We start from the raw sequence: 25,881 nt of genomic DNA, 5'->3' as shown, positions 1-25,881 counted from the left end.
CGAGAGGCCCGGCCCCTTTCGTCTTCCCTTTTCGTCATCTGCCGACTGGGGGATCGCGCTGGGTCCGCCGCGTCCGTACGCTGGAGGGGATGGTTTCCCCTGCACCATTCACACGGTCAACGGCGCGTCCCGAGATCCAGGCTCTCCGGGCGGTCGCCGTCGGTGCGGTCGTCCTGCATCACGGATGGCCGGCCGTCGCCCCGGCGGGGTACATGGGCGTCGACGTCTTCTTCGTGGTCTCGGGATTCCTGATCACCGGCCTGCTCATGCGCGAGGCCGAACGCACCGGACGCATCTCCCTCTCCCAGTTCTACCTCCGCCGGGCGCGACGCATCCTTCCCGCCGCCCTCGTGGTGCTCTTCGCGATATCGGCCCTCACGCTCGCGCTCGTTCCACGCAGCGAGTGGCAGCAGTGGTTCCGCGAGATCGTCGCGAGCGCGCTGTACTTCGAGAACTGGCAGCTCGCGATCGACTCGCAGCTGCCGCAGCGCGCCGACCTCGAGTCGACACCGGTGCAGCACTTCTGGTCGCTGTCGGTCGAGGAGCAGTTCTACCTGTTCTGGCCGTTGCTGTTGCTCCTCGCATTGTGGATCGCAGCGCGACGCGCGTCGTCGTCGGTTCGGGTCGCACTCGTGATCCTGGGTGCCGCATCGGCCGCCTCGTTCGTGCTGTCGCTCGTGCTCACCGCGCAGGATGCGAACCTGGCGTACTTCTCGACGCTCGCCCGCACCTGGGAGTTCGGGGTCGGCGGCATGCTCGCGCTCGTCGCGGCGAGCCCCCAACCCGTCCATGCCGGCCTGCGGGCGGCCGTGTCATGGGTCGGCCTCGTGCTCATCGCCGTGCCGATCGTCACGTTCCGCTCGCCCGAGGTGTTCCCGGGCCTGGTCGTGGTCATCCCCGTTGCCGGCACCCTCGCGGTGATCTGGGCGGGCATGCCCGAGGTACCGTGGTCGCCGACCCGCATGGCGGCGACGAGGCCGGTGCAGTGGGTGGGTGACGTGTCGTACTCGCTGTACCTGTGGCACTGGCCGATCTTCATGTTCACGCCGTACCTGACGGGAATGCCGAGCCCGCCGTGGCTGATGGTGCTGCTCGTCATCATCTCGCTCGTCGTCGCCGGCGCATCGAAGCGCTGGATCGAGGATCCGTTCCGCCAGGGCCGCCGGGCCCTGAGCGCGCGTCCCGTGATGATGCTCGGCGGCCTCGGCGTGGTGGTCGCGGTCATCGTGGGCACGGGCATGGTCGCGCCGGGCGTCGTGGCGGAGCGTCACGTCGCGTGCGAGCACGACGACGAGCAGGGTGACTGACCCGCGGCCCGCCGGCTAGACCGGGGTGCCGTCGATCGTCGTGGCGAGCTCGATGCTGTCGTGCACGCTGCGCGCCACGGTGCATCCGCGATCGATCGCCTTCACCATGATCTCGATGAGCTTCGCGCGCTCGGCATCGTCGAGCACCGAGAGATCGACGAGCAGCTCCTCCTCGACGCGGTCGTAGCGGTTGTCGGGCTTCGACGTGCCGTGCGCCCAGACGGTCAGCTCGAAGTCGTCGCCGAGGCGCCGGGCGGCGACCTTGTCGGCGCTCATTCCGGCGCAACCGGCGAGGGCGAGCTTCAGGAGCTCACCCGGCGTGAAGTGTCCCTCAGCCTCCGCAGGCCCGATCAGCACGGTCGAACCGCGTTCGTTCATGCCCTCGTACGTGCGTGAGCCCGTGCGCGTGACCGACACGCTTCCGGGTCCGATGTGCTCGCTCACCCGGTGCGCGTGCTCGGTCATGTGGCCTCCAAACCATCGTCGTCAGACCGATTCCATCACGGATGACGCGAGCCAGAGGCATCCGTCGCCTGCGACCTGGCTGTGAACCGAACGAGCGCGACACGCCCGGGTTGCACGAAGGCCCGGACTGTGGCAAACTCGATGAGTTCAACATTTCGAACGCGTGCACACGTGCGCGCCGATCGGATCACTGCCAGGCAGTGCATAGCCACCCGGTTCCAACGGAGCCGAAGGGGTCAGGCTAGGCCGCGGGCAGCAGAACACAACTGAGCCGACAATCAACGACATGGGTGAACTCTGTCCGCGTGCGCCGGCGAGGGGCTCGAAGGTCGAGCGTGTCGAGGGCACCGCCCCGGGGAATCCGGGCGGGTGGCTTCGACAGGCTCGATCACCGGCCTTTGACAGAAGAACAGTGGTGCTTCACCCGAAGTGGCTACGCGGCGTCCGATGCCCTCGGAAGGGGTAAGACGCCTTGACAGAGAGAGAGTCCGAGATGGCGGGACAGAAGATCCGCATTCGACTGAAGTCGTATGACCACGAGGTCATCGACACCTCGGCGCGCAAGATCGTCGACACGGTGACCCGCGCGGGCGCCACGGTCGTCGGCCCCGTGCCGCTTCCGACCGAGAAGAACGTGGTGTGCGTCATCCGTTCGCCCCACAAGTACAAGGACAGCCGCGAGCACTTCGAGATGCGCACCCACAAGCGTCTCATCGACATCGTGGACCCGACGCCCAAGGCCGTCGACTCGCTCATGCGACTCGACCTTCCGGCCGACGTCAACATCGAGATCAAGCTCTGAGGTAACAGATGTCTTCCGCTACCAAGAACGTGAAGGGCCTGCTGGGCACGAAGCTCGGCATGACCCAGGTGTGGGACGAGAACAACAAGCTCATCCCGGTCACCGTCATCGAGATCGCCCCGAACGTGATCACGCAGATCCGCACCCCCGAGATCGACGGCTACAACGCCGTGCAGATCGCCGCGGGCGCCATCGACCCGCGCAAGGTCAACCAGCCTGCCGCCGGCCACTTCCGTGAGGCCGGGGTCACCCCGCGCCGCCACCTCGCAGAGGTCCGCACCGCGGATGCCTCGAGCTACGAGCGCGGCCAGGAGCTCACGGTCGACGCGACCTTCGAAGCCGGCCAGCTCGTCGACGTCGTCGGCACGAGCAAGGGCAAGGGCTTCGCCGGTGTCATGAAGCGCCACAACTTCAAGGGTGTCTCCGCTTCGCACGGTTCGCACCGCAACCACCGCAAGCCCGGCTCGATCGGTGCTTCCTCGACCCCCAGCCGTGTCTTCAAGGGCATGCGCATGGCGGGCCGCATGGGTGGCGAGCGCGTGACCGTGATGAACCTCCTCGTGCACGCCGTCGACGCCGAGAAGGGCCTGCTGCTCGTCAAGGGCGCGGTTCCCGGTGCACGTGGCCGTCTCGTTTTCGTCCGCAACGCAGTGAAGGGGGCGTAGTCCATGGCTACCGCGACCAACACCATCGACGTCCTCGACGTGACCGGCAAGAAGTCCGGCTCGGTCGAGCTGCCCGCTGAACTCTTCGACGTGCAGACCAACGTCCCGCTCATCCACCAGGTCGTCGTCGCCCAGCTCGCAGCAGCGCGCCAGGGCACGCACAAGACCAAGACCCGCGGCGAGGTTTCCGGCGCAGGTCGCAAGCCGTTCAAGCAGAAGGGCACCGGCCGCGCCCGTCAGGGTTCGATCCGCGCTCCTCAGATGACCGGCGGTGGCATCGTCCACGGGCCGCAGCCGCGCGACTACTCGCAGCGCACCCCTAAGAAGATGATCGCTGCGGCGCTCCTCGGCTCGCTGTCCGACCGCGCACGCGGCGGCCGCATCCACGCCGTCGAGACCTTCGCCGCGAGCGAGACGCCGAAGACCAAGGACGCCATCGCGCTCCTCGGTGCGATCGCGCCCGCCAAGCGGTTCCTCATCGTGCTCGCGCCGGGTGAAGAGCTCTCGCAGCGCGCGGTGCGCAACATCCCGACCGTGCACGTGCTGCGCGTCGACCAGCTGAACGCCTACGACGTGCTCGTCTCCGACGACATCGTCTTCAGCACCGCCGCACTCGAGGCCTTCGTGGCGTCGAAGTCGCCCAAGGCCGACAGCGCAGTGAAGGAAGAGGTTTCCGCATGAGCACCGCCGCCCAGAACAAGGACCCGCGCGACATCATCATCGCGCCCGTCGTCTCGGAGAAGAGCTACGGCCTGATCGACGAGGGCAAGTACACGTTCATCGTGGACCCCCGTTCGAACAAGACCGAGATCAAGCTCGCCATCGAGAAGATCTTCAACGTCGAGGTGGCGTCGATCAACACGCTGAACCGTCAGGGCAAGACCCGCCGCACGCGGTTCGGTCTCGGCAAGCGCAAGGACACCAAGCGCGCGATCGTCACGCTCAAGTCCGGCTCGATCGACATCTTCACGGCTGTCGGCTAGGGAGCAGAGGAATAAGAATGGCTATTCGTAAGTACAAGCCCACGACCCCGGGTCGTCGCGGTTCCTCGGTTGCGGACTTCGCGGAGATCACGCGCTCGACGCCCGAGAAGTCGCTGCTGCGCCCGCTGTCCAAGACGGGCGGCCGCAACAACCAGGGCCGCATCACGACTCGTCACATCGGTGGTGGCCACAAGCGCCAGTACCGCGTGATCGACTTCCGTCGCAACGACAAGGACGGCGTGCCGGCCAAGGTCGCTCACATCGAGTACGACCCCAACCGCACCGCACGCATCGCGCTGCTCCACTTCATCGACGGCACGAAGCGCTACATCCTCGCGCCGAACAAGCTGTCGCAGGGCGACCCCATCGAGTCGGGCCCCAACGCCGACATCAAGCCGGGCAACAACCTGCCGCTGCGCAACATCCCGACCGGTACCGTGATCCACGCGATCGAGCTCCGCCCCGGTGGCGGCGCCAAGATGGCCCGCTCCGCCGGTGCATCCGTTCGCCTCGTGGCGAAGGACGGCCCCTACGCGCAGCTCCGCCTGCCGTCGGGCGAGATCCGCAACGTCGATGCGCGCTGCCGCGCGACCATCGGCGAGGTCGGCAACGCCGAGCAGTCGAACATCAACTGGGGCAAGGCCGGCCGCAAGCGCTGGAAGGGCGTCCGCCCGACCGTGCGTGGTGTCGCCATGAACCCGGTCGACCACCCGCACGGTGGTGGCGAGGGCAAGACCTCCGGTGGTCGCCACCCGGTCAGCCCCTGGGGCAAGTCCGAGGGACGCACCCGTCGCCCCAACAAGGAGAGCGACAAGCTCATCGTCCGTCGTCGCACCGTCGGCAAGAAGCGCAAGTAGGAGTAGAAGAAGATGCCGCGCAGTCTCAAGAAGGGCCCCTTCGTCGACGACCACCTGCTTCGCAAGGTCGTCAACCAGAACGAAGCCGGTTCCAAGAACGTCATCAAGACCTGGTCACGCCGCTCGATGATCATCCCCGCGATGCTCGGGCACACGATCGCCGTGCACGATGGCCGCAAGCACATCCCGGTGTTCGTCACCGAGACCATGGTGGGTCACAAGCTCGGCGAGTTCGCACCCACCCGCACCTTCCGTGGACACGTGAAGGACGACAAGAAGGGCCGCCGCCGCTGACGCGGTGGCGTGAAGGAGGAAAGAAATGGTGGAGTCGATCGCACGCGTGCGACACATCCGCGTGACCCCCATGAAGGCCCGCCGCGTCGTCAACCTGATCCGCGGCAAGCAGGCACAGGAGGCACTCGCCATCCTGAAGTTCGCACCCCAGGGTGCGAGCGAGCCGGTGTACAAGCTCGTCGCCTCGGCCATCGCGAACGCTCGCGTCAAGGCCGATGCCTCGAACACCTATCTGGACGAGCAGGACCTCTTCGTCAGCCGCGCATTCGTCGATGAGGGCACCACCCTCAAGCGATTCCAGCCGCGCGCTCAGGGTCGTGCCTTCCGCATCAACAAGCGAACGAGCCACATCACCGTTGTGCTCGCCACGCCCGAGGAGGGTACGAAGTAATGGGTCAGAAGGTCAACCCGTACGGCTTCCGTCTCGGCATCACCACCGACCACGTGTCGCGGTGGTTCTCAGATTCGACGAAGCCCGGTCAGCGCTATGCCGACTACCTCGCAGAAGACATCAAGATCCGTCGACTGCTCCAGACGTCGCTCGACCGCGCGGGAGTCTCGCGCATCGAGATCGAGCGCACCCGTGACCGCGTTCGCGTGGACATCCACACGGCGCGCCCCGGCATCGTGATCGGCCGCCGCGGCGCCGAGGCCGAGCGCATCCGCTCCGACCTCGAGAAGCTCAGCGGCAAGCAGATCCAGCTGAACATCCTCGAGGTCAAGAACCCCGAGGCCGACGCCCAGCTCGTCGCGCAGGGCATCGCCGAGCAGCTCTCCGCTCGTGTGGCATTCCGCCGCGCGATGCGCAAGGGCCTGCAGGGTGCACAGCGCGCCGGCGCCAAGGGTGTCCGCATCCAGGTGTCGGGCCGCCTCGGCGGCGCCGAGATGAGCCGTTCGGAGTTCTACCGCGAAGGCCGTGTGCCCCTGCACACGCTCCGCGCGAACATCGACTACGGCTTCTACGAGGCCAAGACCACCTTCGGCCGCATCGGCGTGAAGGTCTGGATCTACAAGGGCGACATCACCAACAAGGAGCTCGCCCGCGAGCAGGCCAACCAGAAGTCGACGCGCCCCGAGCGCAGTGACCGTCCCCGTCGTGCGCCCAAGGCGCAGGAGCCGGTGGCAGCAGGAGTTGAGGCATAACCATGTTGATTCCCCGTCGAGTCAAGTACCGCAAGCAGCACCACCCCGGCCGTTCGGGCCAGGCGACCGGTGGCACGAAGGTCACCTTCGGTGAGTTCGGCATCCAGGCCCTGACCCCCGCGTACGTGACGAACCGTCAGATCGAGTCCGCTCGTATCGCGATGACCCGTCACATCAAGCGTGGCGGCAAGGTGTGGATCAACATCTACCCCGACCGTCCGCTCACGAAGAAGCCTGCCGAGACCCGCATGGGTTCCGGTAAGGGTTCGCCCGAGTGGTGGGTCGCGAACGTCAAGCCGGGTCGAGTCCTCTTCGAGGTCTCCGGCGTCTCGGAAGAGCTCGCTCGTGAGGCGATGACCCGTGCCATCCACAAGCTGCCCCTCAAGGCACGCATCATCAAGCGCGAGGAGGGCGACGCATAATGGCTGTCGGAACCAAGGAGCTCAGCCCCGTTGAGCTCGACACGTTTGAAGACGAGCGACTCGTCGACGAGCTGAAGAAGGCGAAGGAAGAGCTGTTCAACCTGCGCTTCCAGTCGGCCACCGGCCAGCTCGAGAGCCACGGCCGCCTTCGTGCGGTCAAGCGCGACATCGCGCGCATCTACACGGTCATCCGTGAGCGCGAGCTCGGCATCCGGGCCACGCCCGTGCCGGTCGAGGTGCCCGCGAAGGCCGAGAAGAAGACCAAGAAGGCCAAGGCCGAGGCATCCGACGATGCTGCAACCGACGCCGCAGAGACCAAGGAGGCCTGATCATGGCTGAGACCAAGAAGGCTACGGCTGCGGCTACGGCCGAGGTCGACACCGCGGCCGAACTCGTCCGCGGCTATCGCAAAGTCCGTCGTGGCTACGTCGTCAGCGACAAGATGGACAAGACCATCGTCGTCGAGGTCGAAGACCGCGTGAAGCACCCGCTCTACGGCAAGGTCATGCGACGCACCTCGAAGGTCAAGGCGCACGACGAGCTGAACACCGCCGGCATCGGCGACCTCGTCGTGATCTCCGAGACCCGGCCCCTCAGCGCCACCAAGCGCTGGCGCCTCGTCGAAATCGTCGAGAAGGCCAAGTAAGCCTCGGGCTTGCTTGAAAGAAGGAGTTCGAAGTGCTTCAGCAGGAATCACGAGTCAAGGTCGCCGACAACACCGGCGCCAAGGAGCTGCTCACCATTCGCGTCCTCGGTGGCTCGAAGCGCCGGTACGCCGGCCTCGGTGACACGATCGTGGCGACCGTCAAGGACGCCATCCCCGGCGGCAACGTCAAGAAGGGCGATGTGGTCAAGGCCGTCATCGTCCGCACCGTCAAGGAGACCCGTCGTTCCGACGGCTCCTACATCAAGTTCGATGAGAACGCCGCGGTGATCCTGAAGAACGATGGTGACCCCCGTGGCACCCGTATCTTCGGACCGGTCGGTCGCGAGCTTCGCGACAAGAAGTTCATGAAGATCATCTCGCTGGCACCGGAGGTTATCTAGTCATGGCCAACATCAAGAAGGGTGACCTCGTCCAGGTCATCTCGGGCCGCAGCCAGGCTCGCGGCGGAGACCGCGGCAAGCAGGGCAAGGTGCTCGAGGTGCTCGTCGCCGAGAACCGCGTCGTCGTGCAGGGCGTGAACTTCGTCACGAAGCACGTGCGCGTCGGCCAGACCCAGCGCGGCACCAAGACCGGTGGCATCGAGACGCAGGAGGCGTCGATCCACGTGTCGAACGTCGCACTCGTCGACCCCGAGACGAAGAAGCCGACCCGCGTCGGCTTCCGCACCGAGACCGTGACGAAGGACGGCGTCGAGAAGACCGTCCGCGTCCGCTACGCGAAGAAGTCAGGTAAGGACCTGTAATGACCGATACGGCCACGCAGGCTGGCAAAATCCAGCCGCGACTGAAGACCAAGTACCGGGACGAGATCTCGAAGACCCTCACCGAGGAGCGCGGCTACACCAACGTGCACCAGGTGCCGGGTCTCGTGAAGATCGTCGTCAACATGGGCGTCGGCGAGGCGGCCCGCGATGGCAAGATCATCGACGGCGCCATTGCCGACCTCACGAAGATCACCGGCCAGAAGCCGCAGGTCACCAAAGCCCGCAAGTCCATCGCGCAGTTCAAGCTGCGCGAGGGCCAGCCGATCGGTGCGCACGTCACGCTGCGCGGCGACCGCATGTGGGAGTTCCTCGACCGCCTGCTCTCGCTCGCGCTGCCCCGTATCCGCGACTTCCGCGGCCTGTCGGAGAAGCAGTTCGACGGCACCGGCAACTACACCTTCGGTCTCACGGAGCAGTCCGTGTTCCACGAGATCGACCAGGACAAGATCGACCGCGTTCGCGGCATGGACATCACCGTGGTGACCACGGCGAAGACCGACGACGAGGGCCGTGCGCTGCTGAAGCAGCTCGGGTTCCCGTTCCGGTCGTCCGAGCCCGCCAACTGAACCTCCGGATGTCGCGTTCGCGGCATCCGAAAACCGGCCCAGGCATTCGCTCAGGTCGGCCACCACAGGTCATCACTCGTGTAACGGGTGCTGAAACCTGGTGAACGTTAGGAAACAATCGTCATGACGATGACCGACCCGGTCGCTGACATGCTGACCCGTCTGCGCAACGCGAACTCCGCGCACCACGACTCCGTTTCGATGCCCAACTCCAAGCTCAAGGCGCACATCGCCGAGATCCTGAAGAAAGAGGGCTACATCGCGGACTTCGAGGTGACCGACGCTCGCGTCGGCAAGACCCTCACGCTGCAGCTCAAGTTCGGCCCGAACCGTGAGCGCTCGATCGCTGGCATCAAGCGCGTCTCCAAGCCCGGCCTCCGCGTGTACGCGAAGTCGACGGAGCTCCCCAAGGTGCTCGGCGGCCTCGGCGTTGCCATCCTGTCCACCTCCAGCGGTCTGCTCACCGACCGCCAGGCCGAGAAGAAGGGCGTGGGTGGGGAAGTCCTCGCCTACGTGTGGTAGTTCCATGTCACGAATCGGACGACTTCCCATCGACATCCCCACGGGCGTCGACGTCAAGATCGACGGCCAGGCCGTCTCAGTGAAGGGCCCGAAGGGTGAGCTCGCGCTCACCGTCGCGGCTCCGATCGAGGTCAAGCTCGAAGAGAACCAGGTGCTCGTCACCCGGCCCGACGACGAGCGCAACTCGCGTTCGCTGCACGGCCTGACGCGTACCCTCATCGCCAACCAGATCATCGGCGTGACGCAGGGCTACTCCAAGGCTCTCGAGATCGTCGGCACGGGTTACCGCGTCGCCCAGAAGGGCTCGTCGCTCGAGCTCGCGCTCGGCTTCTCGCACCCCGTCGTGGTCGAGCCCCCTGCCGGCATCACGCTGACCGTCGAGGGCAACAACAAGATCACCGTCGCCGGCATCGACAAGCAGGCCGTCGGCGAGACCGCCGCGAACATCCGCAAGATCAAGAAGCCGGAGCCCTACAAGGGCAAGGGCATCCGCTACGCCGGCGAGGTCGTGCGTCGCAAGGCCGGAAAGTCAGGTAAGTAATCATGGCTGTGAAGACCAAGACGGCTGCGCGTTCGCGCCGCCACACCCGCCTTCGCAAGAAGGTCGTCGGCACCGAGCTGCGTCCGCGCCTCGTTGTCACCCGTTCGGCACGGCACGTGTTCGTGCAGGTCGTCGACGACGCCGCCGGCCGCACGCTGGCATCGGCGTCCACGATGGAGGCCGACCTCCGTGCCTTCGACGGTGACAAGACCGCCAAGGCCAAGAAGGTCGGCGAGCTCGTCGCAGAGCGCGCGAAGCAGGCCGGCGTCGAGTCGGTCGTCTTCGATCGCGGCGGCAACAAGTACGCCGGTCGCGTCGCAGCGATCGCCGATGGAGCGCGAGAGGCAGGGCTCAACCTGTGAGTGAGAACACTACGAAGGAGACCGAGGTGACTGCAGAGGCACCCGTCGAGACGGCAGCCGCTTCAGAGCCGGCCCGCAACGAGCGTGAAGCTCGCCGCGGCGGCGGTCGTGACCGCAACCAGGGTGGCCGTGACCGCGGTGGCCGTGACGCCGAGAAGAGCCAGTTCCTCGAGCGCGTCGTGACCATCAACCGCGTGTCGAAGGTCGTCAAGGGCGGTCGCCGCTTCAGCTTCACGGCGCTCGTCGTCGTGGGCGATGGCAACGGACTCGTCGGCGTCGGCTACGGCAAGGCGCGCGAGGTCCCCACGGCGATCTCGAAGGGCGTCGAGGAGGCGAAGAAGAACTTCTTCCGCGTCCCCCGCGTCGGAGCGACCATCCCGCACCCCGTCCAGGGTGAGGCCGCTGCAGGCGTCGTCCTGCTGCGTCCGGCATCGCCCGGTACCGGTGTTATCGCCGGTGGTCCGGTGCGTGCGGTGCTCGAGTGCGCCGGCATCCACGACGTCCTGAGCAAGTCGCTCGGCTCGTCGAACACCATCAACATCGTGCACGCCACGGTCGCAGCCCTCACGCAGCTCGAAGAGCCGCGTGCGGTCGCCGCCCGCCGTGGTCTCGACTACGACCAGGTCGCCCCGGCGCGCCTGTTGCGTGCCGAGGCCCAGGCAGCCGAGGCTGCCGCAGCAGCGAAGGCAGGTGCCTGATGGCCAAGCAGCTCAAGGTGACCCAGATCAAGTCCAAGGTGAGCGAGAAGCAGTACCAGCGCGACACGCTCCGCAGCCTCGGGCTCAAGCGAATCGGCCAGTCGGTCGTTCGCGAGGACACCCCGCAGAACCGCGGCTACGTGAACACCGTCGCCCACCTCGTGAAGGTTGAGGAGATTGACTAATGGCTGACGACAAGAACGACGTCGCCGCCGAAGCCCCCAAGAAGGCTCCGGCGAAGAAGGCCGCGGCAAAGCCCGCTGCTGAGAAGAAGGCACCGGCCAAGGCCGCCGCCGCGAAGGCCGAGAAGGCCTCCGCGGAGAAGGCCCCCGCCGCGAAGGCTGACAAGGCGCCGGCGAAGGCCGCCGCCAAGAAGCCCGCCGCCAAGAAGGACGCGGCGGACGCCAAGCGCGAGCCCGTGCTGAAGGTGCACCACCTGCGCCCCGCCCCGGGTTCCAAGAAGGACAAGACCCGCGTCGGCCGCGGTGAGGGTTCTAAGGGCAAGACCGCCGGCCGTGGCACCAAGGGCTCGAAGGCCCGCGGCAACATCCGCCCCGGCTTCGAGGGCGGGCAGCTGCCGTACCACATGCGTGCGCCGAAGCTGCGCGGGTTCAAGAACCCGTTCCGCGTCGAGTACCAGGTGGTCAACCTCGAGAAGCTTGCGGAGCTCTACCCGAAGGGCGGCGACGTCACCGTCGCCGACCTCGTCGAGAAGGGCGCCGTGCGCAAGAACGAGCGCGTCAAGGTGCTCGGCAACGGCGACATCCAGGTGAAGCTGAACGTCGCGGTCGACAAGGTCTCCGGCTCGGCAGAGCAGAAGATCGTCGCCGCCGGCGGCTCGGTCAACTAACGCCGCAGCACGATCGATTCCGAGCCTGTCGGGACCTCGCGTATGATTCACGGGGGTCTCGACAGGCTCGAGCCGCATATCGACTGACTCCACGACGGAGCTACAGGAGGACGAGTGTTCAACGCCATCGGGCGGATCTTCCGCACGCCGGATCTTCGCCGCAAGCTGGGCTTCACGCTGGGCATCGTTGCCCTGTTCCGACTGGGCTCCTTCATTCCGGCGCCGTTCGTCGACTTCGGCAACGTGCAGGCGTGTCTCGCCGCCAACCAGGCAGGGGCGTCGGGCCTCTACGACCTGGTCAACCTGTTCTCGGGCGGCGCGCTGCTGCAGCTGTCGATCTTCGCGCTCGGCATCATGCCGTACATCACCGCGTCGATCATCGTGCAGCTGCTGCGCGTCGTGATCCCGCACTTCGAGACCCTCTACAAGGAGGGCCAGTCCGGCCAGGGGCGCCTCACGCAGTACACGCGCTACCTCACGATCGCGCTGGGCGTGCTGCAGTCCACCACCCTCATCACGGTGGCACGGTCGGGCGCGCTGTTCCCGTCGAGTGCCCCCGAGTGCTCGCAGCTCATCACGAATGACGCCTGGTACGCGATCCTGCTCATGGTCATCACGATGACCGCGGGCACGGGCCTCATCATGTGGATGGGCGAGCTCATCACCGAGCGCGGCATCGGCAACGGCATGTCGCTCCTCATCTTCACCTCGATCGCTGCGACCTTCCCCGGCTCGCTCTGGGCGATCGGCATCGCCCGCGGCTGGGACATCTTCGCCCTGGTGCTCGCGATCGGACTCCTGATCGTGGTCGCCGTCGTCTTCGTCGAGCAGTCCCAGCGCCGCATCCCGGTGCAGTATGCGAAACGAATGGTCGGACGTCGCACGTACGGCGGCAACAACACGTACATCCCGATCAAGGTCAACATGGCCGGCGTCGTGCCCGTCATCTTCGCCTCGTCGCTCCTGTACCTGCCCGCGCTCATCGCGCAGTTCAACCAGCCGCCGCAGGGCGAAGAGGCACAGCCGTGGGTCATCTGGATCACGAACTACCTCACGCAGGGCGATCACCCGCTCTACATGCTGCTGTACTTCATGCTCATCGTCGGGTTCACGTACTTCTACGTGGCGATCACGTTCAACCCCGACGAGGTCTCCGAGAACATGAAGAAGTACGGCGGATTCATTCCCGGCATCCGTGCCGGTCGTCCGACTGCCGAGTACCTCGACTACGTGCTCACCCGTGTGACGCTGCCGGGCTCGATCTACCTCGGCCTCATCGCGCTCATCCCGCTCATCGCCCTGGCGCTCGTCGGTGCGAATGCGAACTTCCCGTTCGGCGGCGCCTCGATCCTCATCATCGTCGGCGTCGGCCTCGAGACGGTGAAGCAGATCGACGCCCAGCTGCAGCAGCGGCACTACGAAGGACTCCTCCGATGACGGCTTCCGCCACTGGTTCCGCCCGTTTCCTCATCGTCGGACCCCAAGGCTCCGGCAAGGGAACGCAGGGCGTGCTCGTCGCGGAAGCCTTCGGGATCCCCTCGGTGTCGACGGGCGACGTGTTCCGCGCGAACATCTCGGGCGGCACCGAGCTCGGCGAGCGGGTCAAGTCGATCGTCGAGGCCGGCGACCTCGTGCCCGACGAGCTGACGAGCGAACTCGTGCGCGACCGGTTGTCACAGCCGGATGCCTCGACCGGGTTCCTGCTCGACGGGTATCCCCGCAATCAGGGCCAGCTCGACGACCTCGACGAGTTCCTCCGCTCACGCGGCGAGGCGCTCGACGTGGTCATCGAGCTCGTCGTCCCGCGCGAAGAGAGCATCCGCCGGCTCCACCAGCGGGCGATCGAGCAGGGACGCACCGATGACACCGAAGAGGTCATCGCCAACCGTCTCGCGATCTACGAGCGCGAGACCGCCCCGATCCTCGGCATCTACCGCGACCGCGGCGTGGTCGCCGAGATCGACGGAGTCGGCTCGCTCGACGAGGTCACGTCGCGCATCTTCGCGAACCTCGCCGAGCGCGGGTTCCAGCCCGCAGCCGACGCCGCTGCGACGGCCTGACCCCACTCGTGTTCCGACGCTCCGTCTACAAGTCGCCTGCTGAACTTCGCTCGATGGCCGTCGCGGGGCGCGCGACCGCCGCGGCCCTGGCCGAGGCGCGTCGACTTCTCGTCGTGGGCGCGACCCCGCTCGAGCTCGACGCGGCAGCCGAGCGAGTGATCGGCGAGCACGGCGGCTGGTCGAACTTCCAGCTCGTGCCGGGATACCGGCACACGCTGTGCGTCTCGGTCGACGATGACGTGGTGCACGGCATCCCGAGCGACCGCCCGTTCCGCGCCGGCGACATCGTCTCGGTCGACGGGGGCGCAGAGGTCGGAGGCTGGAACGGCGACGCGGCGTTCACGGTCGTGCTTCCCGATACCGCGCGGCCCGATGTCGTGGCCGCACGCCAGGTGCTCGCCACGGTCACCGAGCAGGCGCTCTGGCATGGCATCGCGGCGCTCGCGCGCGCCACCCACCTCAACGAGGTCGGCGCGGCGATCGAGGACTTCGTCGTTTCCCAGCGCGCGGATGCGAACGGCCATGGCAACCAGTACGGCATCCTCACCGAATACGTCGGCCACGGCATCGGCCGCACCATGCACGAGGAGCCGCCCGTCTTCAACTACCGGGTCGATCGCAAGGGCCTGGCGGTCAAGCCCGGCCTCGTCGTCGCGATCGAGCCGATGATCGTCGCCGGGTCCATCGATACGTTCGTGCGCGACGACGACTGGACCGTCACGACCTCGGATGGCGCCGACGCCGCGCACTGGGAGCACAGCGTCGCCGTGCACGCCGGCGGCATCTGGGTGCTGACCGCCGAAGACGGGGGAGCCGCAGGCCTCGCGCCGCACGGCATCGTCCCCGTGCCGATCCGCTGAGCCGTACGGCTGCGCTCACGGCTCCATGAGCCGCGCGAGCTCGGCGAGCAGGCCCGGATAGTCGGTCGCACCTCTCACGAGCCGCTGCACGTTCTCGCGCTCGGAGAACGCCTCGACGAACTGGTCGAACACGTCCTGGAACTCCGCGCGTCCCTCTTCGGAGAAGGCGATGAGCGCGACGACGTTCACACGTGCGCCGTCCCAGTCGATCGGGTGCTCGTCGATCGCGATGGCGATCGCGGTGCGGCGGGCCGACATCGTCATCGCGTGCGGCACGGCGAGATGCTCGGTGAAGGCGGTCGACGAGAGCCGCTCACGTTCGATCGCACCCTCGACGTACGCCTCGTCGATCACGCCTTGCGCGATCATCCGCTCACCGAGGAGCCGGATGGCCTGCTCGCGGTCGAGACCGCGGAGCCCCCGGATGAACAGTTCCGGTGCGATGTACTGCGAGAGCGCCGCCGCGAGGCGGGCCCTACGCCGTGCCCGCCGGATGCGGGCCAGCTCGACGCGCACCCGGTCGAGGTCATCGTCGGTCGGGAACGGGGCCACGCGCACGAGGTGCTCGACGGGCGCGGTCGGCGGGATCACCGAGATGACGAGCTCGGCCGGCAGCGAAGACCACGCCACGTCGACGTGGTCGACGAGCGCCACGAGGTCGACCTCCGCGCCGAACACCGTGCTGATGCGCTCGGCGAGCGCCGTGTGCACGTCGTGGTACGCCGGGGCCACGACGGCGACGCGCACGCGCTCGGATGCCGCGCGCCGACGATCGAGGTGAGCGCCCACGTGCATGGCGATGTACGCGATCTCGTCGTCGTTCACGAGGATGCGCTCGGAATGCTGCAGCTCATTCGCGATATAGACGGCGAGGTCGTAGATGAGCGGGTATGCCGACTTGATCGTGGCGGTGAGCGGGTTGCGCGCATAGCGCTCCTCGCCCGCTCGCGCCACGAGGTTGTCGACGTGAAGGGCGAGCCGCTCGATGAAGTCGTCGTCGTCGAGCTCGACGAGGTACTCGGCCGCGGCCCGCGCGACGATCGTGCGAACGAGCTCGGCACGCTCGGACGTCGCCGGCCCTGCGGCATCCGTCGAAGCCGAGCGAGTGGCGGCACGCGTGCCGAGGAGCCGCGCGAGGTGCACGAGCTCGGCCCGGCCGAGGCTCCGGCCGAACTGCTCGCGGACGAGCCCGTCGAGCAGCTCGGTGAGGTCGCCCGGGTCGGCAGGCCCGAGTGACGCCTCGGACAGCTCGGCATCGTCGAGCGGGTGATCGTGCGCGAGGCGGTCGAGGGCGATCACGAGGTGCAGCAGCACGTCGTTGAGCGCGAACTCGTTCGGCGCGTAGCCCGCGTCGGAGAGTCTCGACACGAGGGCATCGCGGAACGACGGCAACGCGGGGAAGGCCGCCCTGAGCTCGTCGAGCGTGGCCATGCCGCGCGCGGACTCCTCACGGAACAGGGCGCCGAGCAGGCGTCGCCTCGCGGATTCGGGACCGATCAGCTCGACGAGCGAGCCGCGTCGTGCAAGCGAGAGGCCCGTTCCGTCGAGGCGCGCGCGAATGCGCCCGAGATCCGCCTCGATGGTCGACTCGCTCACGAACAGGGCGGCGGCGCTCTCGTGCACGTCGAGGCCCTCGTCGGCATCGACGAGTGAACGGATGAGCCGCGCCGCGCGCGCAGCGGGGGAGGCGTCGCGCCCGCTCGGCACGCCGTGAGCGGCCCAGACCCCACGGTCGAGCCGGTATCCGGCCGGCCCCGAGGCGACGAGCGTCACGTCGGTGTTCGCACGAGCGACATAGGAGCGAATGGTGCGGGCCGTGACGCCGAGCCGGTCGGCCAGCGCACCGGCGGTCGTCCACTCCTGCTCGTCGGCAAGCACCTCGACGAGTCGCTCCCAGTTCTCGGCCACGCAGCGCTCCACGGTCGGCGCCCGGGCCACGCGGCGCCGGGCGGTGCAGCCAGTCAACCACCCGGGCGCGGCGCACGGCGCCATATCGGCTGGACTTTCCGGGGGTGCGGAAGGCGATCTGGTGGCACGGCAGCACCGGCCGAGCGGAGAATCGACTCGATCGCGGCGCACGCCGTGGCCGATCGACGGAGACCGGGCGACACCGGGCGAGGAGGCTTGGAGATGCGCATCATCGTCGTGTGCGGCGCCGGCGCCTCCAGCACGTTCATCGCCCACCGCATCCGCCAGGCCGCCACCGCGCGCGGCATGACGGTCGAGGCGAGGGCGACGAGCGAGTCCCGGCTGGTCGACTCGCTCGACGGCGCCGACGTGCTGCTCGTCGGCGCCCACCTCGGCGACCGCATCGGTCTCGTGCGCGAACATGCCCACGCGGCATCCGTGCCCGTCGTGATCCTGCCCGAGAGCGCCGCCGCCGCGCCCGACGGCGCAACTGCCCTCGACCTGGCCCTCGAGTTCGCTGGGGCCGGATCATGAACCCGCGCATGACGCGCGCCACGGTACCCACCCGGGATGCCGCGGACTATGGTGAACGAGGGAACGGACGCCAGCGACGGAGACCTGAATCATGGTGCAACGCACAGTTCGAATCGGCTCGACGCACGGCCTGCACGCACGGCCTGCCAAGCTCTTCACCCAGGCCGTCGCCGCTTCGGGCGCCAAGGTCACGATCAGCAAGTCGGGCGGTGCTCCCGTCAACGCGGCGAGCATCCTCGCGGTCATCTCGCAGGGGATCGATCACGGCGACGAGGTCACGATCGTGGTCGACGGCGACGGCGACGGCGACGGCAGCTCCGACGAGGCAGCGGTGCTCGACCAGCTCATCGAGCTGCTCAGCACCGACCACGACGAGTAGCCGGCGGCATCCGTCTCCCTTCGCAACGCACAGGGAGGTCGCGTGATGGAGATCAAGGGCACTGGCATCGGGCAAGGCGTCGCCGTCGGACCGGTGGTGAGGATGGCCGAGCGGCTGCCCGAACCCGTCGACCGGCCGAGCCACCTCTCGCCCGACCGAGAGATCGAGCGCGCCACGGCATCGCTCTCGGTCGTCGCCGCCGAGCTCGCGAGCCGCGGCGCAACAGCGGGCGGGGCCGCCCAGGACGTGCTCGAGGCGCAGGCCATGATGGCGGAGGACCCGAGCGTCGTCGACGAGATCACGAAGCGCGTCGAAGCCGGCAAGACCGCCGAGCGCGCCGTGTTCGAGGCATTCGCAACGTATCGCGACCTGCTCGCCGGCATGGGCGGGTACATGGGCGAGCGCGCTGCCGACCTCGACGACATCTCCCAGCGCGTCATCGCCCACCTGCTGAAGCTGCCCGCACCGGGCGTGCCGAACCCGGGCCATCCGTTCGTGCTCGTGGCCCGTGACCTCGCGCCAGCCGACACCGCGACGCTCGACCTCGGCCAGGTGCTCGGACTCATCACGGTCGACGGCGGGCCGACCTCGCACACGGCGATCCTCGCCCGCGAGAAGTCGATCGTCGCGATCGTCGGGGCAGCGGATGCCTCGGGCCTCGCCGACGGCGACACCGTCATCGTCGACGCGGAGCGCGACCTCGTGATCGCGTCGCCCGGCACCGACGAGATCGCCGACGCGAAGGCGCGGATCGCCGAGCGGGCGGCGCGCGACACCGCACCGGTCACGCCCGGGGCGCTCGCCGACGGCACGCCAGTGCCGCTGCTCGCGAACCTCGGCTCAGCCGACGGCGCAGCCGAGGCCATCAAGCTCGGCGCCGAGGGCGTCGGGCTCTTCCGCACCGAGTTCCTCTTCCTCGACGCCGATCGGGCGCCATCGGTCACCGACCAGCAGCGCGAGTACACCCGGCTCCTCGCCGCGTTCGCCGGCCGGAAGGTCGTCGCCCGGGTGCTCGACGCGGGCGCCGACAAGCCACTGTCGTTCCTGAACGACGCGCCCGAGGAGAACCCGGCACTCGGGCTCCGCGGCATCCGTGCCCTGCGTCATTCCGAGGTGATCCTCCGTGAGCAGCTCACCGCGCTCGCCGCAGCGGATGCCGCGACCGACGCCGAGCTGTGGGTCATGGCGCCCATGATCGCGACCGTCGAGGAGACGAGGTACTTCACGGAGCTCGCGAAGGAACTCGGCATCAGGGTCGCCGGGGTGATGGTGGAGACCCCCGCCGCCGCCCTCATCGCCGACCGCGTGCTCGCCGCCTGCGACTTCGCCTCGATCGGCACGAACGACCTCACCCAGTACACGATGGCCGCCGACCGGTTGCTCGGCACGGTCGCGAACCTGCAGAGCCCGTGGCATCCGGCGGTGCTCAAGCTCATGGCCGACGTCGGCCGTGCCGGAGCCGAGCTCGGCAAGCCCGTCGGCATCTGCGGCGAGGCCGCCGCCGACCCGCTGCTCGCGGTCGTGCTCGTCGGCCTCGGCGCCACCTCACTGTCGATGTCGCCATCGGCACTCGCAGACGTCCGCGCCTCCCTCGCGCGGTACCGCCCCGACGACGCACGCGCGATCGCCCGGGCAGCCCTGGCCGCTGAGGGAGCGGCCGAAGCCAAGCACGCGGCGCAAGCCGCCGCGTCTGAGATCCCCACGTCGCGGGCAGCCGCGTCGTAACCCCATCAGAGAGGCTACTGACATGACAACGACGTCTTCGGGCACGAAGCGACCAGGGGGAGGTCGCGTCGCGGTCCAGCGATTCGGCTCGTTCCTGTCCAACATGATCCTGCCGAACATCGCGGCCTTCATCGCGTGGGGCATCGTCACGATGTTCTTCATCCCGGCAGGCTTCACGCCCAATGAGTCGCTGGCGACGCTCGTCGGCCCGATGATCACCTACCTGCTGCCGCTGCTGATCGCCAACCAGGGCGGCCGGCTCGTGTACGACACGCGCGGCGGCGTCGTGGCATCGATCGCGACGGTCGGCGTGATCGTCGGCACCGACATCCCGATGTTCCTCGGCGCCATGATCATGGGGCCGCTCGCGGCCTATCTCATGAAGCAGGTCGACCGCCTCTGGGAGGGCAAGATCAGAGGCCGGCTTCGAGATGCTGGTCAACAACTTCTCAGCCGGCATCCTCGGCTTCGGCCTCGCGATCGTGGGCTTCCTCGCCTTCGGGCCCGTGGTGCAGTGGCTGAGCAACGGTCTCGAGGCGGCCGTCGACTGGCTCGTGAAGCTGTCGCTGCTGCCGCTGCTCAGCATCCTGGTCGAGCCCGGCAAGGTGCTCTTCCTGAACAACGCCATCAACCACGGCGTGTTCACTCCCATCGGAACCCAGCAGGCCAGCGAGACCGGCAAGTCGATCCTGTTCCTCGTCGAAGCGAACCCGGGCCCCGGCCTCGGCATCCTGCTCGCATTCACGTTCTTCGGACTCGGCATGGCGCGAGCGAGCGCTCCGGGCGCGATCATCATCCAGTTCTTCGGCGGCATCCACGAGATCTACTTCCCGTACGTGCTCATGAAGCCGATCCTCATCCTGGCGGCCATCGCCGGCGGAATGACCGGTGTCGCGACGAACGTGCTCTTCAACAGCGGCCTTCGAGCCCCGGCGGCGCCGGGCAGCATCATCGCGGTGCTCGCCCAGACGGCCTCCGACAGTTACGTGGGGGTCATCCTCTCGGTCATACTCTCGGCGACCGTGTCGTTCCTCATCGCCGCGGTGATCCTGCGGTCGAGTCGAAAGCGCGACCTCGCGAGGGCGGATGCGGGCGACCTCTCCGCTGCGATCGCGAAGACCGAGGCGAACAAGGGCAAGTCGAGCGACGTGCTGCAGAACCTCCAGGAGGAGGGCGCAGCCGCCGGCGGTGAGCTGCTCGTCGAGGGCGAGGAGGCGGCGTTCGAGCGCAAGCCGATCCACACGATCATCTTCGCGTGCGATGCGGGCATGGGTTCGAGTGCCATGGGCGCGACGGTGCTGCGCAACAAGATCAAGAAGGCCGGCATCGACAGCGTGACGGTGACGAACAAGGCGATCGCGAACCTCACCGACGACGTCGACCTCGTGATCACCCATCAGGATCTCACCGATCGTGCGAAGGGCCAGTCGCCGAACGCGCTGCACGTCTCGGTCGACAACTTCATGAACTCGCCGAAGTACGACGAGATCGTGAGCCTGCTGCAGAGCGAAGGCGTGCGCTGATCCATCGCAGGAACGAAATGGCGGCAGCCCGATGCCGCGGCGGTCTCCCGGTGCGGAGGTCGCCGCGGCGTCGGGTCGCCGCATGAATCACGAGGAGAGGGAGAACACCATGGCCGAAGAGATCCTGCCCGAGGGCAACGTGCGGCTGGCCGCACGCGCGGCGAGCCGCGATGACGCCATCCGCGAGGCGGGGGAGGTCCTCGTCGAGGTCGGCGCCGTCGACCCCGCCTACCTCGACTCGATGCTCGAGCGCGAGGCATCCGTGTCGACGTACATGGGCAACTTCCTCGCAATCCCGCACGGCACGAACGAGGCGAAGAACCACATCCGCCGCTCGGCGCTCTCGGTGATCCGCTACGACGAGCCGGTCGACTGGGGCGGCGAGGAGGCCCGCTTCGTCGTCGGCATCGCCGGCATCGAGAACGAGCACCTCGAGATCCTCTCGAAGATCGCGATCATCTTCTCCGACGACGAGGCGGTGGCGCGACTCCTCGCCGCAGGCTCCGCGAAGGAGCTCCACACCCTGCTCTCCGAGGTCAACGAGCCGTGAAGGCCGTGCACTTCGGCGCCGGCAACATCGGGCGCGGCTTCGTCGGACTGCTGCTGCACGATGCGGGCTACGAGGTCGTGTTCGCCGACGTCAACGCCGAGCTCATCGACGCGCTCGACGACTCCGACGAGTACACGGTGCACGAGGTCGGGGCGGGTGCCGTCGACCGGGTCGTGCGCGGCTACCGCGCGGTGAACAGCGCGACGGATGCCCCGTGGCTCCTCACCGAGCTCGCGACGGCCGACCTCGTCACCACCGCGGTGGGGCCCACGATCCTGCGCTTCATCGCCCCGCATCTCGTCACGGCGCTCAGGGAGCGGGCGGCGGATGCCTCGCCGCTCGCGATCATGGCCTGCGAGAACGCGATCAACGCGACCGACCTGCTCCACGACGAGATCGCCTCGCTGTCGAGCCCCGACGAGTGGCCGACCCTTGCCGCGCGCGCGGTGTTCGCGAATGCCGCCGTCGACCGCATTGTGCCCGCGCAGGCGGCCGGCTCAGGCCTCGACGTCACCGTCGAGACCTTCTTCGAGTGGGCGATCGAACGGGCGCCGTTCGGCGACGAGCCGCCCGCGATCCCCGGCGCGCACTTCGTGGCGGATCTGGCGCCCTACATCGAGCGCAAGCTGTTCACGGTGAACACGGGGCACGCCGCCACCGCCTACTTCGGATTCCTCGCCGGGCACGAGCGCATCAGCGACGCGCTCGCCGACCCAGCGGTCGCCACAGCGGTCGAGCGCGTGCTCGAGGAGACGTCACGGCTCATCGTCGACAAGCACGACTTCACCGCGGCGGAGCAGTCCGCGTACCGCGCCACGATCCTCGAGCGGTTCCGGAACCCCGAGCTGCCCGACACCGTGGAGCGCGTCGGCCGGCAGCCGCTGCGCAAGCTCGGCCGACACGAACGATTCGTCGGCCCCGCGGCCGAGCTCGCCGAGCGCGGCGAGGCGGTCGACGGACTCCTCGAGGCGGTCGGCGCGGCACTCCGATTCGACCTGCCGGCCGATCCCGAGAGCGTCGAACTGCAGGAGCTCCTCGCGACCCGCGAGCCGGCGGCGTTCGTGCACGAGGTCACGGGCATCGCCGCGGGGCATCCGCTCGAGCCCGGGCTCGTGACGGCGGTCGCCGAGGCCAGCGCAGCAGAATGACGACCACCCCCGGGGTATCCGGGCCCTGATTGGCGGAACGCCCCGGAATCGCCTATAGTTGACCCTTGGTGTTCTGCACGCCCGCTTCGGCATGCCCGATGGCAACCGCGCGCAGCATCATCGCACGACCAAGCAACCCAACTCCAAGCGATAGTGAGTCTATGGCCAAGAAAGACGGCGTCATCGAGATCGAAGGCTCGGTTGTCGAGGCGCTTCCGAACGCGATGTTCCGGGTGGAACTCACGAACGGGCACAAGGTCCTCGCGCACATCTCAGGAAAGATGCGCCAGCACTACATCCGCATTCTTCCCGAAGACCGCGTGATCGTAGAGCTGAGCCCGTACGACCTGACGCGCGGCCGAATCGTCTACCGCTACAAGTAAAGGCTGCTCGGAAAGTAACGGCCCGCGACATCTCGCAGGTACGAAGACAGCGAATCCCAAGGAACAACTATGAAGGTCAACCCCAGCGTCAAGCGCATCTGCGACAAGTGCAAGGTCATCCGCCGCCATGGCAACGTCATGGTGATCTGCGAGAACCCGCGCCACAAGCAGCGCCAGGGCTAATCCCAGACGTCGGGTGCGCGCGCAGCGTGCCCCGCTCCCATAACTGAACACCGAATCGGCAGCGCCAGAACCGCGACATCCTCGGATGCCGCGGGGACACCTCGGGTTGGAGGCCCGGGCACCGGCGTTGCTCCACACCTCCACTTCACTACAGGAGAGCCACACATGGCACGTCTGGCAGGAGTCGACATCCCGCGCGAGAAGCGCGTGGAGATCGCACTGACTTACATCTACGGCGTCGGCCGCACGCGAGCGCTCACCACGCTCGCCGACACCGGCATCGACGGAAACATCCGCGTCAAGGACCTCAGCGACGAGCAGCTCGTCGCCCTCCGCGACTACATCGAGGGCAACTTCAAGGTCGAGGGTGACCTCCGCCGTGAGGTCGCCGCCGACATCCGCCGCAAGGTCGAGATCGGATCGTACGAGGGCATGCGCCACCGTCGCGGTCTCCCGGTCCGCGGCCAGCGCACGAAGACCAACGCGCGTACCCGCAAGGGCCCCAAGCGCACCGTTGCCGGCAAGAAGAAGCCCGGCCGCAAGTAACCGCTCGTCGCCAGATCTAGGAGATTTCACACATGGCAGCACCCAAGGCGGCTACTCGCAAGCCGCGCAAGAAGGAAAAGAAGAACATCGCCGTGGGCCAGGCCCACATCAAGTCGACGTTCAACAACACGATCGTGTCGATCACCGACACGAACGGCGCCGTGATCAGCTGGGCATCGTCCGGCGGTGTCGGCTTCAAGGGCTCGCGCAAGTCGACCCCCTTCGCCGCACAGCTCGCCGCCGAGTCGGCCGCGCGCCAGGCGCAGGAGCACGGCATGAAGAAGGTCGACGTCTTCGTCAAGGGCCCCGGCTCGGGCCGTGAGACCGCGATCCGCTCGCTCCAGGCCGCCGGCCTCGAGGTCGGCAGCATCAACGACGTGACGCCCCAGGCTCACAACGGATGCCGCCCGCCCAAGCGTCGCCGCGTCTGATTCACCGCACCGGTGGTCGAGCGTTGCCTGACGGCATCGTTCGACCACCGGGCATCCGTTCTTCTCACAACTCAAGATCCTCGTACTCGCAGGTGTCATATAGCGGACACCCTGCCGAAAGGAATCAACAGTGCTGATCGCACAGCGCCCGACGCTCACCGAAGAGAACATCTCGGAGTTCCGTTCGCGTTTCGTGATCGAGCCCCTCGAGCCGGGCTTCGGTTACACCCTGGGCAACTCGCTCCGTCGCACCCTCCTCTCCTCGATCCCCGGCGCAGCCGTGACGAGCATCCGCATCGACGGCGTGCTCCACGAGTTCTCGACGGTTCCCGGCGTGAAGGAGGATGTCACCGAAATCATCCTCAACATCAAGAACCTCGTCGTCTCGAGCGAGCACGACGAGCCGATCACCGCCTACCTGCGCAAGCAGGGTGCCGGTGAGGTCACCGCCGCCGACATCTCCGCTCCCGCGGGCGTCGAGGTGCACAACCCCGAGCTCGTCATCGCGACGCTCAACGACTCGGCCAAGTTCGAGCTCGAGCTCACGATCGAGCGTGGCCGCGGCTACGTCTCGGCCAGCCAGAACCGCAACGAGTACTCCGAGGCCGGCCAGATCCCGGTCGACTCGATCTACTCGCCCGTGCTGAAGGTCACCTACCGCGTCGAGGCCACCCGTGCCGGCGAGCGCACCGACTTCGACCGCCTCGTAGTCGACGTCGAGTCGAAGCCCGCCATCACGCCCCGCGACGCGATCGCCTCGGCCGGCCGCACCCTCACCGAGCTGTTCGGCCTCGCACGCGAGCTGAACACCGCGGCCGAGGGCATCGAGATCGGCCCCGCGCCGGTCGACGCCGTGCTCTCCAGCGAGCTCTCGATCCCGATCGAAGACCTCGACCTCTCGGTGCGCAGCTACAACTGCCTGAAGCGTGAGGGCATCAACACCGTGTCCGAGCTCGTCGCCCTGTCGGAGTCGCAGCTCATGAACATCCGCAACTTCGGTCAGAAGTCGGTGGATGAGGTCAAGGACAAGCTCACCGAGATGGGCCTGTCGCTCAAGGATTCGGTTCCCGGATTCGACGGCGCCCACTTCTACACGGGCTTCGACGACGAGTCCTGATCGTCTTCACCCGCCGCACCAACCCCTGACTACTGGAGAGAACGAACCATGCCGAAGCCCACGAAGGGCCCCCGCCTCGGAGGCGGCCCCGCCCACGAGCGGTTGATGCTCGCGAACCTCGCCGCTGCGTTGTTCACGCACAAGCGCATCACCACGACCGAGACGAAGGCCAAGCGCCTGCGTCCGCTCGCCGAGCGTCTGGTGACGTTCGGCAAGCGCGGTGACCTGCACGCGCGCCGTCGCGTGCTCGGGGTCATCGGCGACAAGACCGTCGTGCACGAGCTGTTCACGGTCATCGCACCGCAGGTCGCCGACCGTGAGGGCGGCTACACCCGCATCACGAAGATCGGCAACCGCAAGGGCGACAACGCCCCCATGGCGGTCATCGAGCTCGTGCTCGAGCCCGTCACGCCGAAGCAGCGCGCCGCGAAGCCGGCCGCCGCAGCAGCGCCCGTCGTCGACGAGGCTCCGGCCGAGGTCGAGGAGACCACCGAGGTCGCCGAGGCTCCCGTCGCCGACGAGACCACCGAGGTCGCCGCCGATGAGGCGCCGGCCGAAGAGGTCGAGGCCAAGTAGGTCTCAACGCACGTTCACGAAGGGCCCCGGTGCGATCGCACCGGGGCCCTT

Annotated in this window: 37 protein-coding genes and 1 pseudogene; 36 read left to right on the top strand and 2 right to left on the bottom strand. The window is 67.7% G+C overall.

Features of this window, described 5'->3' with window-relative positions; genetic code table 11:
- Positions 1-89 precede the first annotated feature (89 nt).
- Positions 90-1,307 carry an acyltransferase family protein gene (locus tag QFZ26_RS04110; protein WP_307039512.1) on the top strand — a complete coding sequence of 406 codons (1,218 nt, stop codon included), beginning with the start codon at positions 90-92 and terminating at the stop codon, positions 1,305-1,307.
- 15 nt (positions 1,308-1,322) lie between these two features.
- Here QFZ26_RS04110 and QFZ26_RS04105 read toward each other — a convergent pair whose 3' ends face one another.
- Positions 1,323-1,772: an OsmC family protein gene (locus QFZ26_RS04105; RefSeq protein ID WP_307039510.1), complete on the bottom strand. Its 450-nt coding sequence runs from the start codon at positions 1,770-1,772 to the stop codon at positions 1,323-1,325.
- A gap of 493 nt (positions 1,773-2,265) precedes the next feature.
- Between QFZ26_RS04105 and rpsJ the strand changes: the two genes are divergently transcribed.
- The 23 genes from rpsJ to map all read left to right on the top strand — a co-directional run bounded on the left by rpsJ (position 2,266) and on the right by map (position 14,827).
- Positions 2,266-2,574 carry a 30S ribosomal protein S10 gene (gene rpsJ, locus QFZ26_RS04100; RefSeq protein WP_017201594.1) on the top strand — a complete coding sequence of 103 codons (309 nt, stop codon included), beginning with the start codon at positions 2,266-2,268 and terminating at the stop codon, positions 2,572-2,574.
- An 8-nt stretch (positions 2,575-2,582) separates the two neighbouring features.
- Positions 2,583-3,239: a 50S ribosomal protein L3 gene (gene rplC / locus QFZ26_RS04095; protein WP_307039508.1), complete on the top strand. Its 657-nt coding sequence runs from the start codon at positions 2,583-2,585 to the stop codon at positions 3,237-3,239.
- A gap of 3 nt (positions 3,240-3,242) precedes the next feature.
- On the top strand, positions 3,243-3,920 hold the full coding sequence (rplD, locus tag QFZ26_RS04090) for a 50S ribosomal protein L4 (protein WP_307039506.1): 678 nt from the start codon (positions 3,243-3,245) through the stop codon (positions 3,918-3,920).
- Complete coding sequence (gene rplW / locus QFZ26_RS04085; protein ID WP_307039504.1) at positions 3,917-4,222, top strand: 50S ribosomal protein L23; 306 nt, start codon at positions 3,917-3,919, stop codon at positions 4,220-4,222. Before rplD ends, rplW begins: the two co-directional genes overlap by 4 nt.
- Before the next feature lie 17 nt (positions 4,223-4,239).
- A complete protein-coding gene (gene rplB / locus QFZ26_RS04080) occupies positions 4,240-5,079 on the top strand; it encodes a 50S ribosomal protein L2 (protein WP_307039502.1) in 840 nt (279 codons plus the stop codon).
- A 12-nt stretch (positions 5,080-5,091) separates the two neighbouring features.
- A complete protein-coding gene (rpsS, locus tag QFZ26_RS04075) occupies positions 5,092-5,373 on the top strand; it encodes a 30S ribosomal protein S19 (RefSeq protein ID WP_307039500.1) in 282 nt (93 codons plus the stop codon).
- A 25-nt stretch (positions 5,374-5,398) separates the two neighbouring features.
- On the top strand, positions 5,399-5,764 hold the full coding sequence (gene rplV / locus QFZ26_RS04070; RefSeq protein ID WP_307039498.1) for a 50S ribosomal protein L22: 366 nt from the start codon (positions 5,399-5,401) through the stop codon (positions 5,762-5,764).
- A complete protein-coding gene (gene rpsC / locus QFZ26_RS04065; RefSeq protein ID WP_307039496.1) occupies positions 5,764-6,516 on the top strand; it encodes a 30S ribosomal protein S3 in 753 nt (250 codons plus the stop codon). The genes rplV and rpsC overlap by 1 nt, the downstream gene beginning before the upstream one ends.
- Positions 6,517-6,518: 2 nt before the next feature.
- Complete coding sequence (gene rplP, locus QFZ26_RS04060) at positions 6,519-6,938, top strand: 50S ribosomal protein L16 (RefSeq protein WP_122937453.1); 420 nt, start codon at positions 6,519-6,521, stop codon at positions 6,936-6,938.
- Entirely contained in the window at positions 6,938-7,267 is a 330-nt protein-coding gene (rpmC, locus tag QFZ26_RS04055) for a 50S ribosomal protein L29 (RefSeq protein ID WP_307039494.1), read from the top strand. The genes rplP and rpmC overlap by 1 nt, the downstream gene beginning before the upstream one ends.
- A 2-nt stretch (positions 7,268-7,269) precedes the next feature.
- Positions 7,270-7,584: a 30S ribosomal protein S17 gene (gene rpsQ / locus QFZ26_RS04050; protein WP_307039492.1), complete on the top strand. Its 315-nt coding sequence runs from the start codon at positions 7,270-7,272 to the stop codon at positions 7,582-7,584.
- A 32-nt stretch (positions 7,585-7,616) separates the two neighbouring features.
- Positions 7,617-7,985, top strand: coding sequence for a 50S ribosomal protein L14 (gene rplN, locus QFZ26_RS04045; protein ID WP_214868946.1), 369 nt, complete (start codon positions 7,617-7,619; stop codon positions 7,983-7,985).
- 2 nt (positions 7,986-7,987) lie between these two features.
- Entirely contained in the window at positions 7,988-8,347 is a 360-nt protein-coding gene (gene rplX, locus QFZ26_RS04040; RefSeq protein WP_307039489.1) for a 50S ribosomal protein L24, read from the top strand.
- Positions 8,347-8,934 (top strand): 50S ribosomal protein L5, encoded by a 588-nt coding sequence (rplE, locus tag QFZ26_RS04035; RefSeq protein WP_307039487.1) that lies wholly within the window; start codon positions 8,347-8,349, stop codon positions 8,932-8,934. The genes rplX and rplE overlap by 1 nt, the downstream gene beginning before the upstream one ends.
- Positions 8,935-9,057: 123 nt before the next feature.
- Entirely contained in the window at positions 9,058-9,456 is a 399-nt protein-coding gene (gene rpsH, locus QFZ26_RS04030) for a 30S ribosomal protein S8 (protein ID WP_108595996.1), read from the top strand.
- Positions 9,457-9,460: 4 nt separating this feature from the next.
- Positions 9,461-9,997 carry a 50S ribosomal protein L6 gene (rplF, locus tag QFZ26_RS04025; RefSeq protein ID WP_307039484.1) on the top strand — a complete coding sequence of 179 codons (537 nt, stop codon included), beginning with the start codon at positions 9,461-9,463 and terminating at the stop codon, positions 9,995-9,997.
- A 2-nt stretch (positions 9,998-9,999) separates the two neighbouring features.
- Positions 10,000-10,359 (top strand): 50S ribosomal protein L18, encoded by a 360-nt coding sequence (rplR, locus tag QFZ26_RS04020; RefSeq protein ID WP_022893867.1) that lies wholly within the window; start codon positions 10,000-10,002, stop codon positions 10,357-10,359.
- Positions 10,356-11,057, top strand: coding sequence for a 30S ribosomal protein S5 (gene rpsE / locus QFZ26_RS04015; RefSeq protein ID WP_307039481.1), 702 nt, complete (start codon positions 10,356-10,358; stop codon positions 11,055-11,057). Before rplR ends, rpsE begins: the two co-directional genes overlap by 4 nt.
- Positions 11,057-11,242: a 50S ribosomal protein L30 gene (gene rpmD / locus QFZ26_RS04010; RefSeq protein ID WP_022889741.1), complete on the top strand. Its 186-nt coding sequence runs from the start codon at positions 11,057-11,059 to the stop codon at positions 11,240-11,242. The genes rpsE and rpmD overlap by 1 nt, the downstream gene beginning before the upstream one ends.
- Positions 11,242-11,907, top strand: coding sequence for a 50S ribosomal protein L15 (gene rplO / locus QFZ26_RS04005; RefSeq protein WP_307039479.1), 666 nt, complete (start codon positions 11,242-11,244; stop codon positions 11,905-11,907). Before rpmD ends, rplO begins: the two co-directional genes overlap by 1 nt.
- A gap of 114 nt (positions 11,908-12,021) precedes the next feature.
- Positions 12,022-13,344, top strand: coding sequence for a preprotein translocase subunit SecY (gene secY / locus QFZ26_RS04000; protein WP_307039477.1), 1,323 nt, complete (start codon positions 12,022-12,024; stop codon positions 13,342-13,344).
- The gene (locus tag QFZ26_RS03995) at positions 13,341-13,967 is read left to right on the top strand and encodes an adenylate kinase (protein ID WP_307039475.1); all 627 of its coding nucleotides are present in this window, start codon (positions 13,341-13,343) and stop codon (positions 13,965-13,967) included. Before secY ends, QFZ26_RS03995 begins: the two co-directional genes overlap by 4 nt.
- Before the next feature lie 8 nt (positions 13,968-13,975).
- A complete protein-coding gene (gene map / locus QFZ26_RS03990) occupies positions 13,976-14,827 on the top strand; it encodes a type I methionyl aminopeptidase (protein ID WP_307039473.1) in 852 nt (283 codons plus the stop codon).
- 15 nt (positions 14,828-14,842) lie between these two features.
- Here map and QFZ26_RS03985 read toward each other — a convergent pair whose 3' ends face one another.
- Positions 14,843-16,735, bottom strand: coding sequence for a BglG family transcription antiterminator (locus tag QFZ26_RS03985; protein ID WP_307039471.1), 1,893 nt, complete (start codon positions 16,733-16,735; stop codon positions 14,843-14,845).
- 222 nt (positions 16,736-16,957) lie between these two features.
- Here QFZ26_RS03985 and QFZ26_RS03980 point away from each other — a divergent pair, with 222 nt between their 5' ends.
- The 12 genes and pseudogenes from QFZ26_RS03980 to rplQ all read left to right on the top strand — a co-directional run bounded on the left by QFZ26_RS03980 (position 16,958) and on the right by rplQ (position 25,830).
- Positions 16,958-17,269, top strand: a complete 312-nt coding sequence (locus tag QFZ26_RS03980; protein ID WP_307039469.1) for a PTS sugar transporter subunit IIB — start codon at positions 16,958-16,960, stop codon at positions 17,267-17,269.
- A 91-nt stretch (positions 17,270-17,360) separates the two neighbouring features.
- Complete coding sequence (locus QFZ26_RS03975; RefSeq protein ID WP_307039467.1) at positions 17,361-17,648, top strand: HPr family phosphocarrier protein; 288 nt, start codon at positions 17,361-17,363, stop codon at positions 17,646-17,648.
- Positions 17,649-17,693: 45 nt separating this feature from the next.
- Entirely contained in the window at positions 17,694-19,373 is a 1,680-nt protein-coding gene (gene ptsP, locus QFZ26_RS03970) for a phosphoenolpyruvate--protein phosphotransferase (RefSeq protein WP_307044922.1), read from the top strand.
- 22 nt (positions 19,374-19,395) lie between these two features.
- Positions 19,396-20,896, top strand: a pseudogene (locus QFZ26_RS03965) (PTS mannitol transporter subunit IICB).
- Between the two features lie 109 nt (positions 20,897-21,005).
- Positions 21,006-21,446, top strand: coding sequence for a PTS sugar transporter subunit IIA (locus QFZ26_RS03960; protein WP_307039465.1), 441 nt, complete (start codon positions 21,006-21,008; stop codon positions 21,444-21,446).
- The gene (locus tag QFZ26_RS03955) at positions 21,443-22,594 is read left to right on the top strand and encodes a mannitol-1-phosphate 5-dehydrogenase (RefSeq protein WP_307039463.1); all 1,152 of its coding nucleotides are present in this window, start codon (positions 21,443-21,445) and stop codon (positions 22,592-22,594) included. Before QFZ26_RS03960 ends, QFZ26_RS03955 begins: the two co-directional genes overlap by 4 nt.
- 161 nt (positions 22,595-22,755) lie before the next feature.
- On the top strand, positions 22,756-22,977 hold the full coding sequence (gene infA, locus QFZ26_RS03950; protein ID WP_021759551.1) for a translation initiation factor IF-1: 222 nt from the start codon (positions 22,756-22,758) through the stop codon (positions 22,975-22,977).
- Positions 22,978-23,046: 69 nt separating this feature from the next.
- Positions 23,047-23,160, top strand: a complete 114-nt coding sequence (rpmJ, locus tag QFZ26_RS03945; RefSeq protein WP_129520984.1) for a 50S ribosomal protein L36 — start codon at positions 23,047-23,049, stop codon at positions 23,158-23,160.
- Between the two features lie 165 nt (positions 23,161-23,325).
- A complete protein-coding gene (gene rpsM, locus QFZ26_RS03940) occupies positions 23,326-23,706 on the top strand; it encodes a 30S ribosomal protein S13 (protein WP_307039460.1) in 381 nt (126 codons plus the stop codon).
- A gap of 32 nt (positions 23,707-23,738) precedes the next feature.
- Positions 23,739-24,137, top strand: a complete 399-nt coding sequence (gene rpsK, locus QFZ26_RS03935; RefSeq protein WP_022889749.1) for a 30S ribosomal protein S11 — start codon at positions 23,739-23,741, stop codon at positions 24,135-24,137.
- A 130-nt stretch (positions 24,138-24,267) separates the two neighbouring features.
- Positions 24,268-25,254, top strand: coding sequence for a DNA-directed RNA polymerase subunit alpha (locus QFZ26_RS03930; protein WP_307039457.1), 987 nt, complete (start codon positions 24,268-24,270; stop codon positions 25,252-25,254).
- Positions 25,255-25,302: 48 nt separating this feature from the next.
- Positions 25,303-25,830 (top strand): 50S ribosomal protein L17, encoded by a 528-nt coding sequence (rplQ, locus tag QFZ26_RS03925; RefSeq protein WP_307039455.1) that lies wholly within the window; start codon positions 25,303-25,305, stop codon positions 25,828-25,830.
- Positions 25,831-25,881: the final 51 nt, after the last annotated feature.

Source organism: Agromyces ramosus (assembly GCF_030817175.1).
In the GTDB taxonomy this organism is placed as follows: domain Bacteria; phylum Actinomycetota; class Actinomycetes; order Actinomycetales; family Microbacteriaceae; genus Agromyces; species Agromyces ramosus_A.
This window is presented reverse-complemented; position numbering and strand designations above follow the sequence as displayed.

Excerpts from the sequence above, each read along its gene's own strand:
- rplV (WP_307039498.1), top strand. The coding sequence starts at position 5,399 with ATGGTGGAGTCGATCGCACGCGTGCGACACATCCGCGTGACCCCCATG.
- rpsK (WP_022889749.1), top strand. The coding sequence starts at position 23,739 with ATGGCAGCACCCAAGGCGGCTACTCGCAAGCCGCGCAAGAAGGAAAAG.
- rplF (WP_307039484.1), top strand. The coding sequence starts at position 9,461 with ATGTCACGAATCGGACGACTTCCCATCGACATCCCCACGGGCGTCGAC.
- infA (WP_021759551.1), top strand. The coding sequence starts at position 22,756 with ATGGCCAAGAAAGACGGCGTCATCGAGATCGAAGGCTCGGTTGTCGAG.
- rpsH (WP_108595996.1), top strand. The coding sequence starts at position 9,058 with ATGACGATGACCGACCCGGTCGCTGACATGCTGACCCGTCTGCGCAAC.
- rplQ (WP_307039455.1), top strand. The coding sequence starts at position 25,303 with ATGCCGAAGCCCACGAAGGGCCCCCGCCTCGGAGGCGGCCCCGCCCAC.
- rplB (WP_307039502.1), top strand. The coding sequence starts at position 4,240 with ATGGCTATTCGTAAGTACAAGCCCACGACCCCGGGTCGTCGCGGTTCC.
- rpsQ (WP_307039492.1), top strand. The coding sequence starts at position 7,270 with ATGGCTGAGACCAAGAAGGCTACGGCTGCGGCTACGGCCGAGGTCGAC.
- rpsJ (WP_017201594.1), top strand. The coding sequence starts at position 2,266 with ATGGCGGGACAGAAGATCCGCATTCGACTGAAGTCGTATGACCACGAG.
- rplE (WP_307039487.1), top strand. The coding sequence starts at position 8,347 with ATGACCGATACGGCCACGCAGGCTGGCAAAATCCAGCCGCGACTGAAG.
- rplP (WP_122937453.1), top strand. The coding sequence starts at position 6,519 with ATGTTGATTCCCCGTCGAGTCAAGTACCGCAAGCAGCACCACCCCGGC.
- QFZ26_RS03980 (WP_307039469.1), top strand. The coding sequence starts at position 16,958 with ATGCGCATCATCGTCGTGTGCGGCGCCGGCGCCTCCAGCACGTTCATC.
- rpsS (WP_307039500.1), top strand. The coding sequence starts at position 5,092 with ATGCCGCGCAGTCTCAAGAAGGGCCCCTTCGTCGACGACCACCTGCTT.
- rpmJ (WP_129520984.1), top strand. The coding sequence starts at position 23,047 with ATGAAGGTCAACCCCAGCGTCAAGCGCATCTGCGACAAGTGCAAGGTC.
- rplC (WP_307039508.1), top strand. The coding sequence starts at position 2,583 with ATGTCTTCCGCTACCAAGAACGTGAAGGGCCTGCTGGGCACGAAGCTC.
- QFZ26_RS04105 (WP_307039510.1), bottom strand. The coding sequence starts at position 1,772 with ATGACCGAGCACGCGCACCGGGTGAGCGAGCACATCGGACCCGGAAGC.
- rplO (WP_307039479.1), top strand. The coding sequence starts at position 11,242 with ATGGCTGACGACAAGAACGACGTCGCCGCCGAAGCCCCCAAGAAGGCT.
- rpmD (WP_022889741.1), top strand. The coding sequence starts at position 11,057 with ATGGCCAAGCAGCTCAAGGTGACCCAGATCAAGTCCAAGGTGAGCGAG.
- rplR (WP_022893867.1), top strand. The coding sequence starts at position 10,000 with ATGGCTGTGAAGACCAAGACGGCTGCGCGTTCGCGCCGCCACACCCGC.
- QFZ26_RS04110 (WP_307039512.1), top strand. The coding sequence starts at position 90 with ATGGTTTCCCCTGCACCATTCACACGGTCAACGGCGCGTCCCGAGATC.
- QFZ26_RS03995 (WP_307039475.1), top strand. The coding sequence starts at position 13,341 with ATGACGGCTTCCGCCACTGGTTCCGCCCGTTTCCTCATCGTCGGACCC.
- ptsP (WP_307044922.1), top strand. The coding sequence starts at position 17,694 with ATGGAGATCAAGGGCACTGGCATCGGGCAAGGCGTCGCCGTCGGACCG.
- rplX (WP_307039489.1), top strand. The coding sequence starts at position 7,988 with ATGGCCAACATCAAGAAGGGTGACCTCGTCCAGGTCATCTCGGGCCGC.
- rpsM (WP_307039460.1), top strand. The coding sequence starts at position 23,326 with ATGGCACGTCTGGCAGGAGTCGACATCCCGCGCGAGAAGCGCGTGGAG.
- rplW (WP_307039504.1), top strand. The coding sequence starts at position 3,917 with ATGAGCACCGCCGCCCAGAACAAGGACCCGCGCGACATCATCATCGCG.
- rpsC (WP_307039496.1), top strand. The coding sequence starts at position 5,764 with ATGGGTCAGAAGGTCAACCCGTACGGCTTCCGTCTCGGCATCACCACC.
- QFZ26_RS03975 (WP_307039467.1), top strand. The coding sequence starts at position 17,361 with ATGGTGCAACGCACAGTTCGAATCGGCTCGACGCACGGCCTGCACGCA.
- QFZ26_RS03960 (WP_307039465.1), top strand. The coding sequence starts at position 21,006 with ATGGCCGAAGAGATCCTGCCCGAGGGCAACGTGCGGCTGGCCGCACGC.
- rpmC (WP_307039494.1), top strand. The coding sequence starts at position 6,938 with ATGGCTGTCGGAACCAAGGAGCTCAGCCCCGTTGAGCTCGACACGTTT.
- rplD (WP_307039506.1), top strand. The coding sequence starts at position 3,243 with ATGGCTACCGCGACCAACACCATCGACGTCCTCGACGTGACCGGCAAG.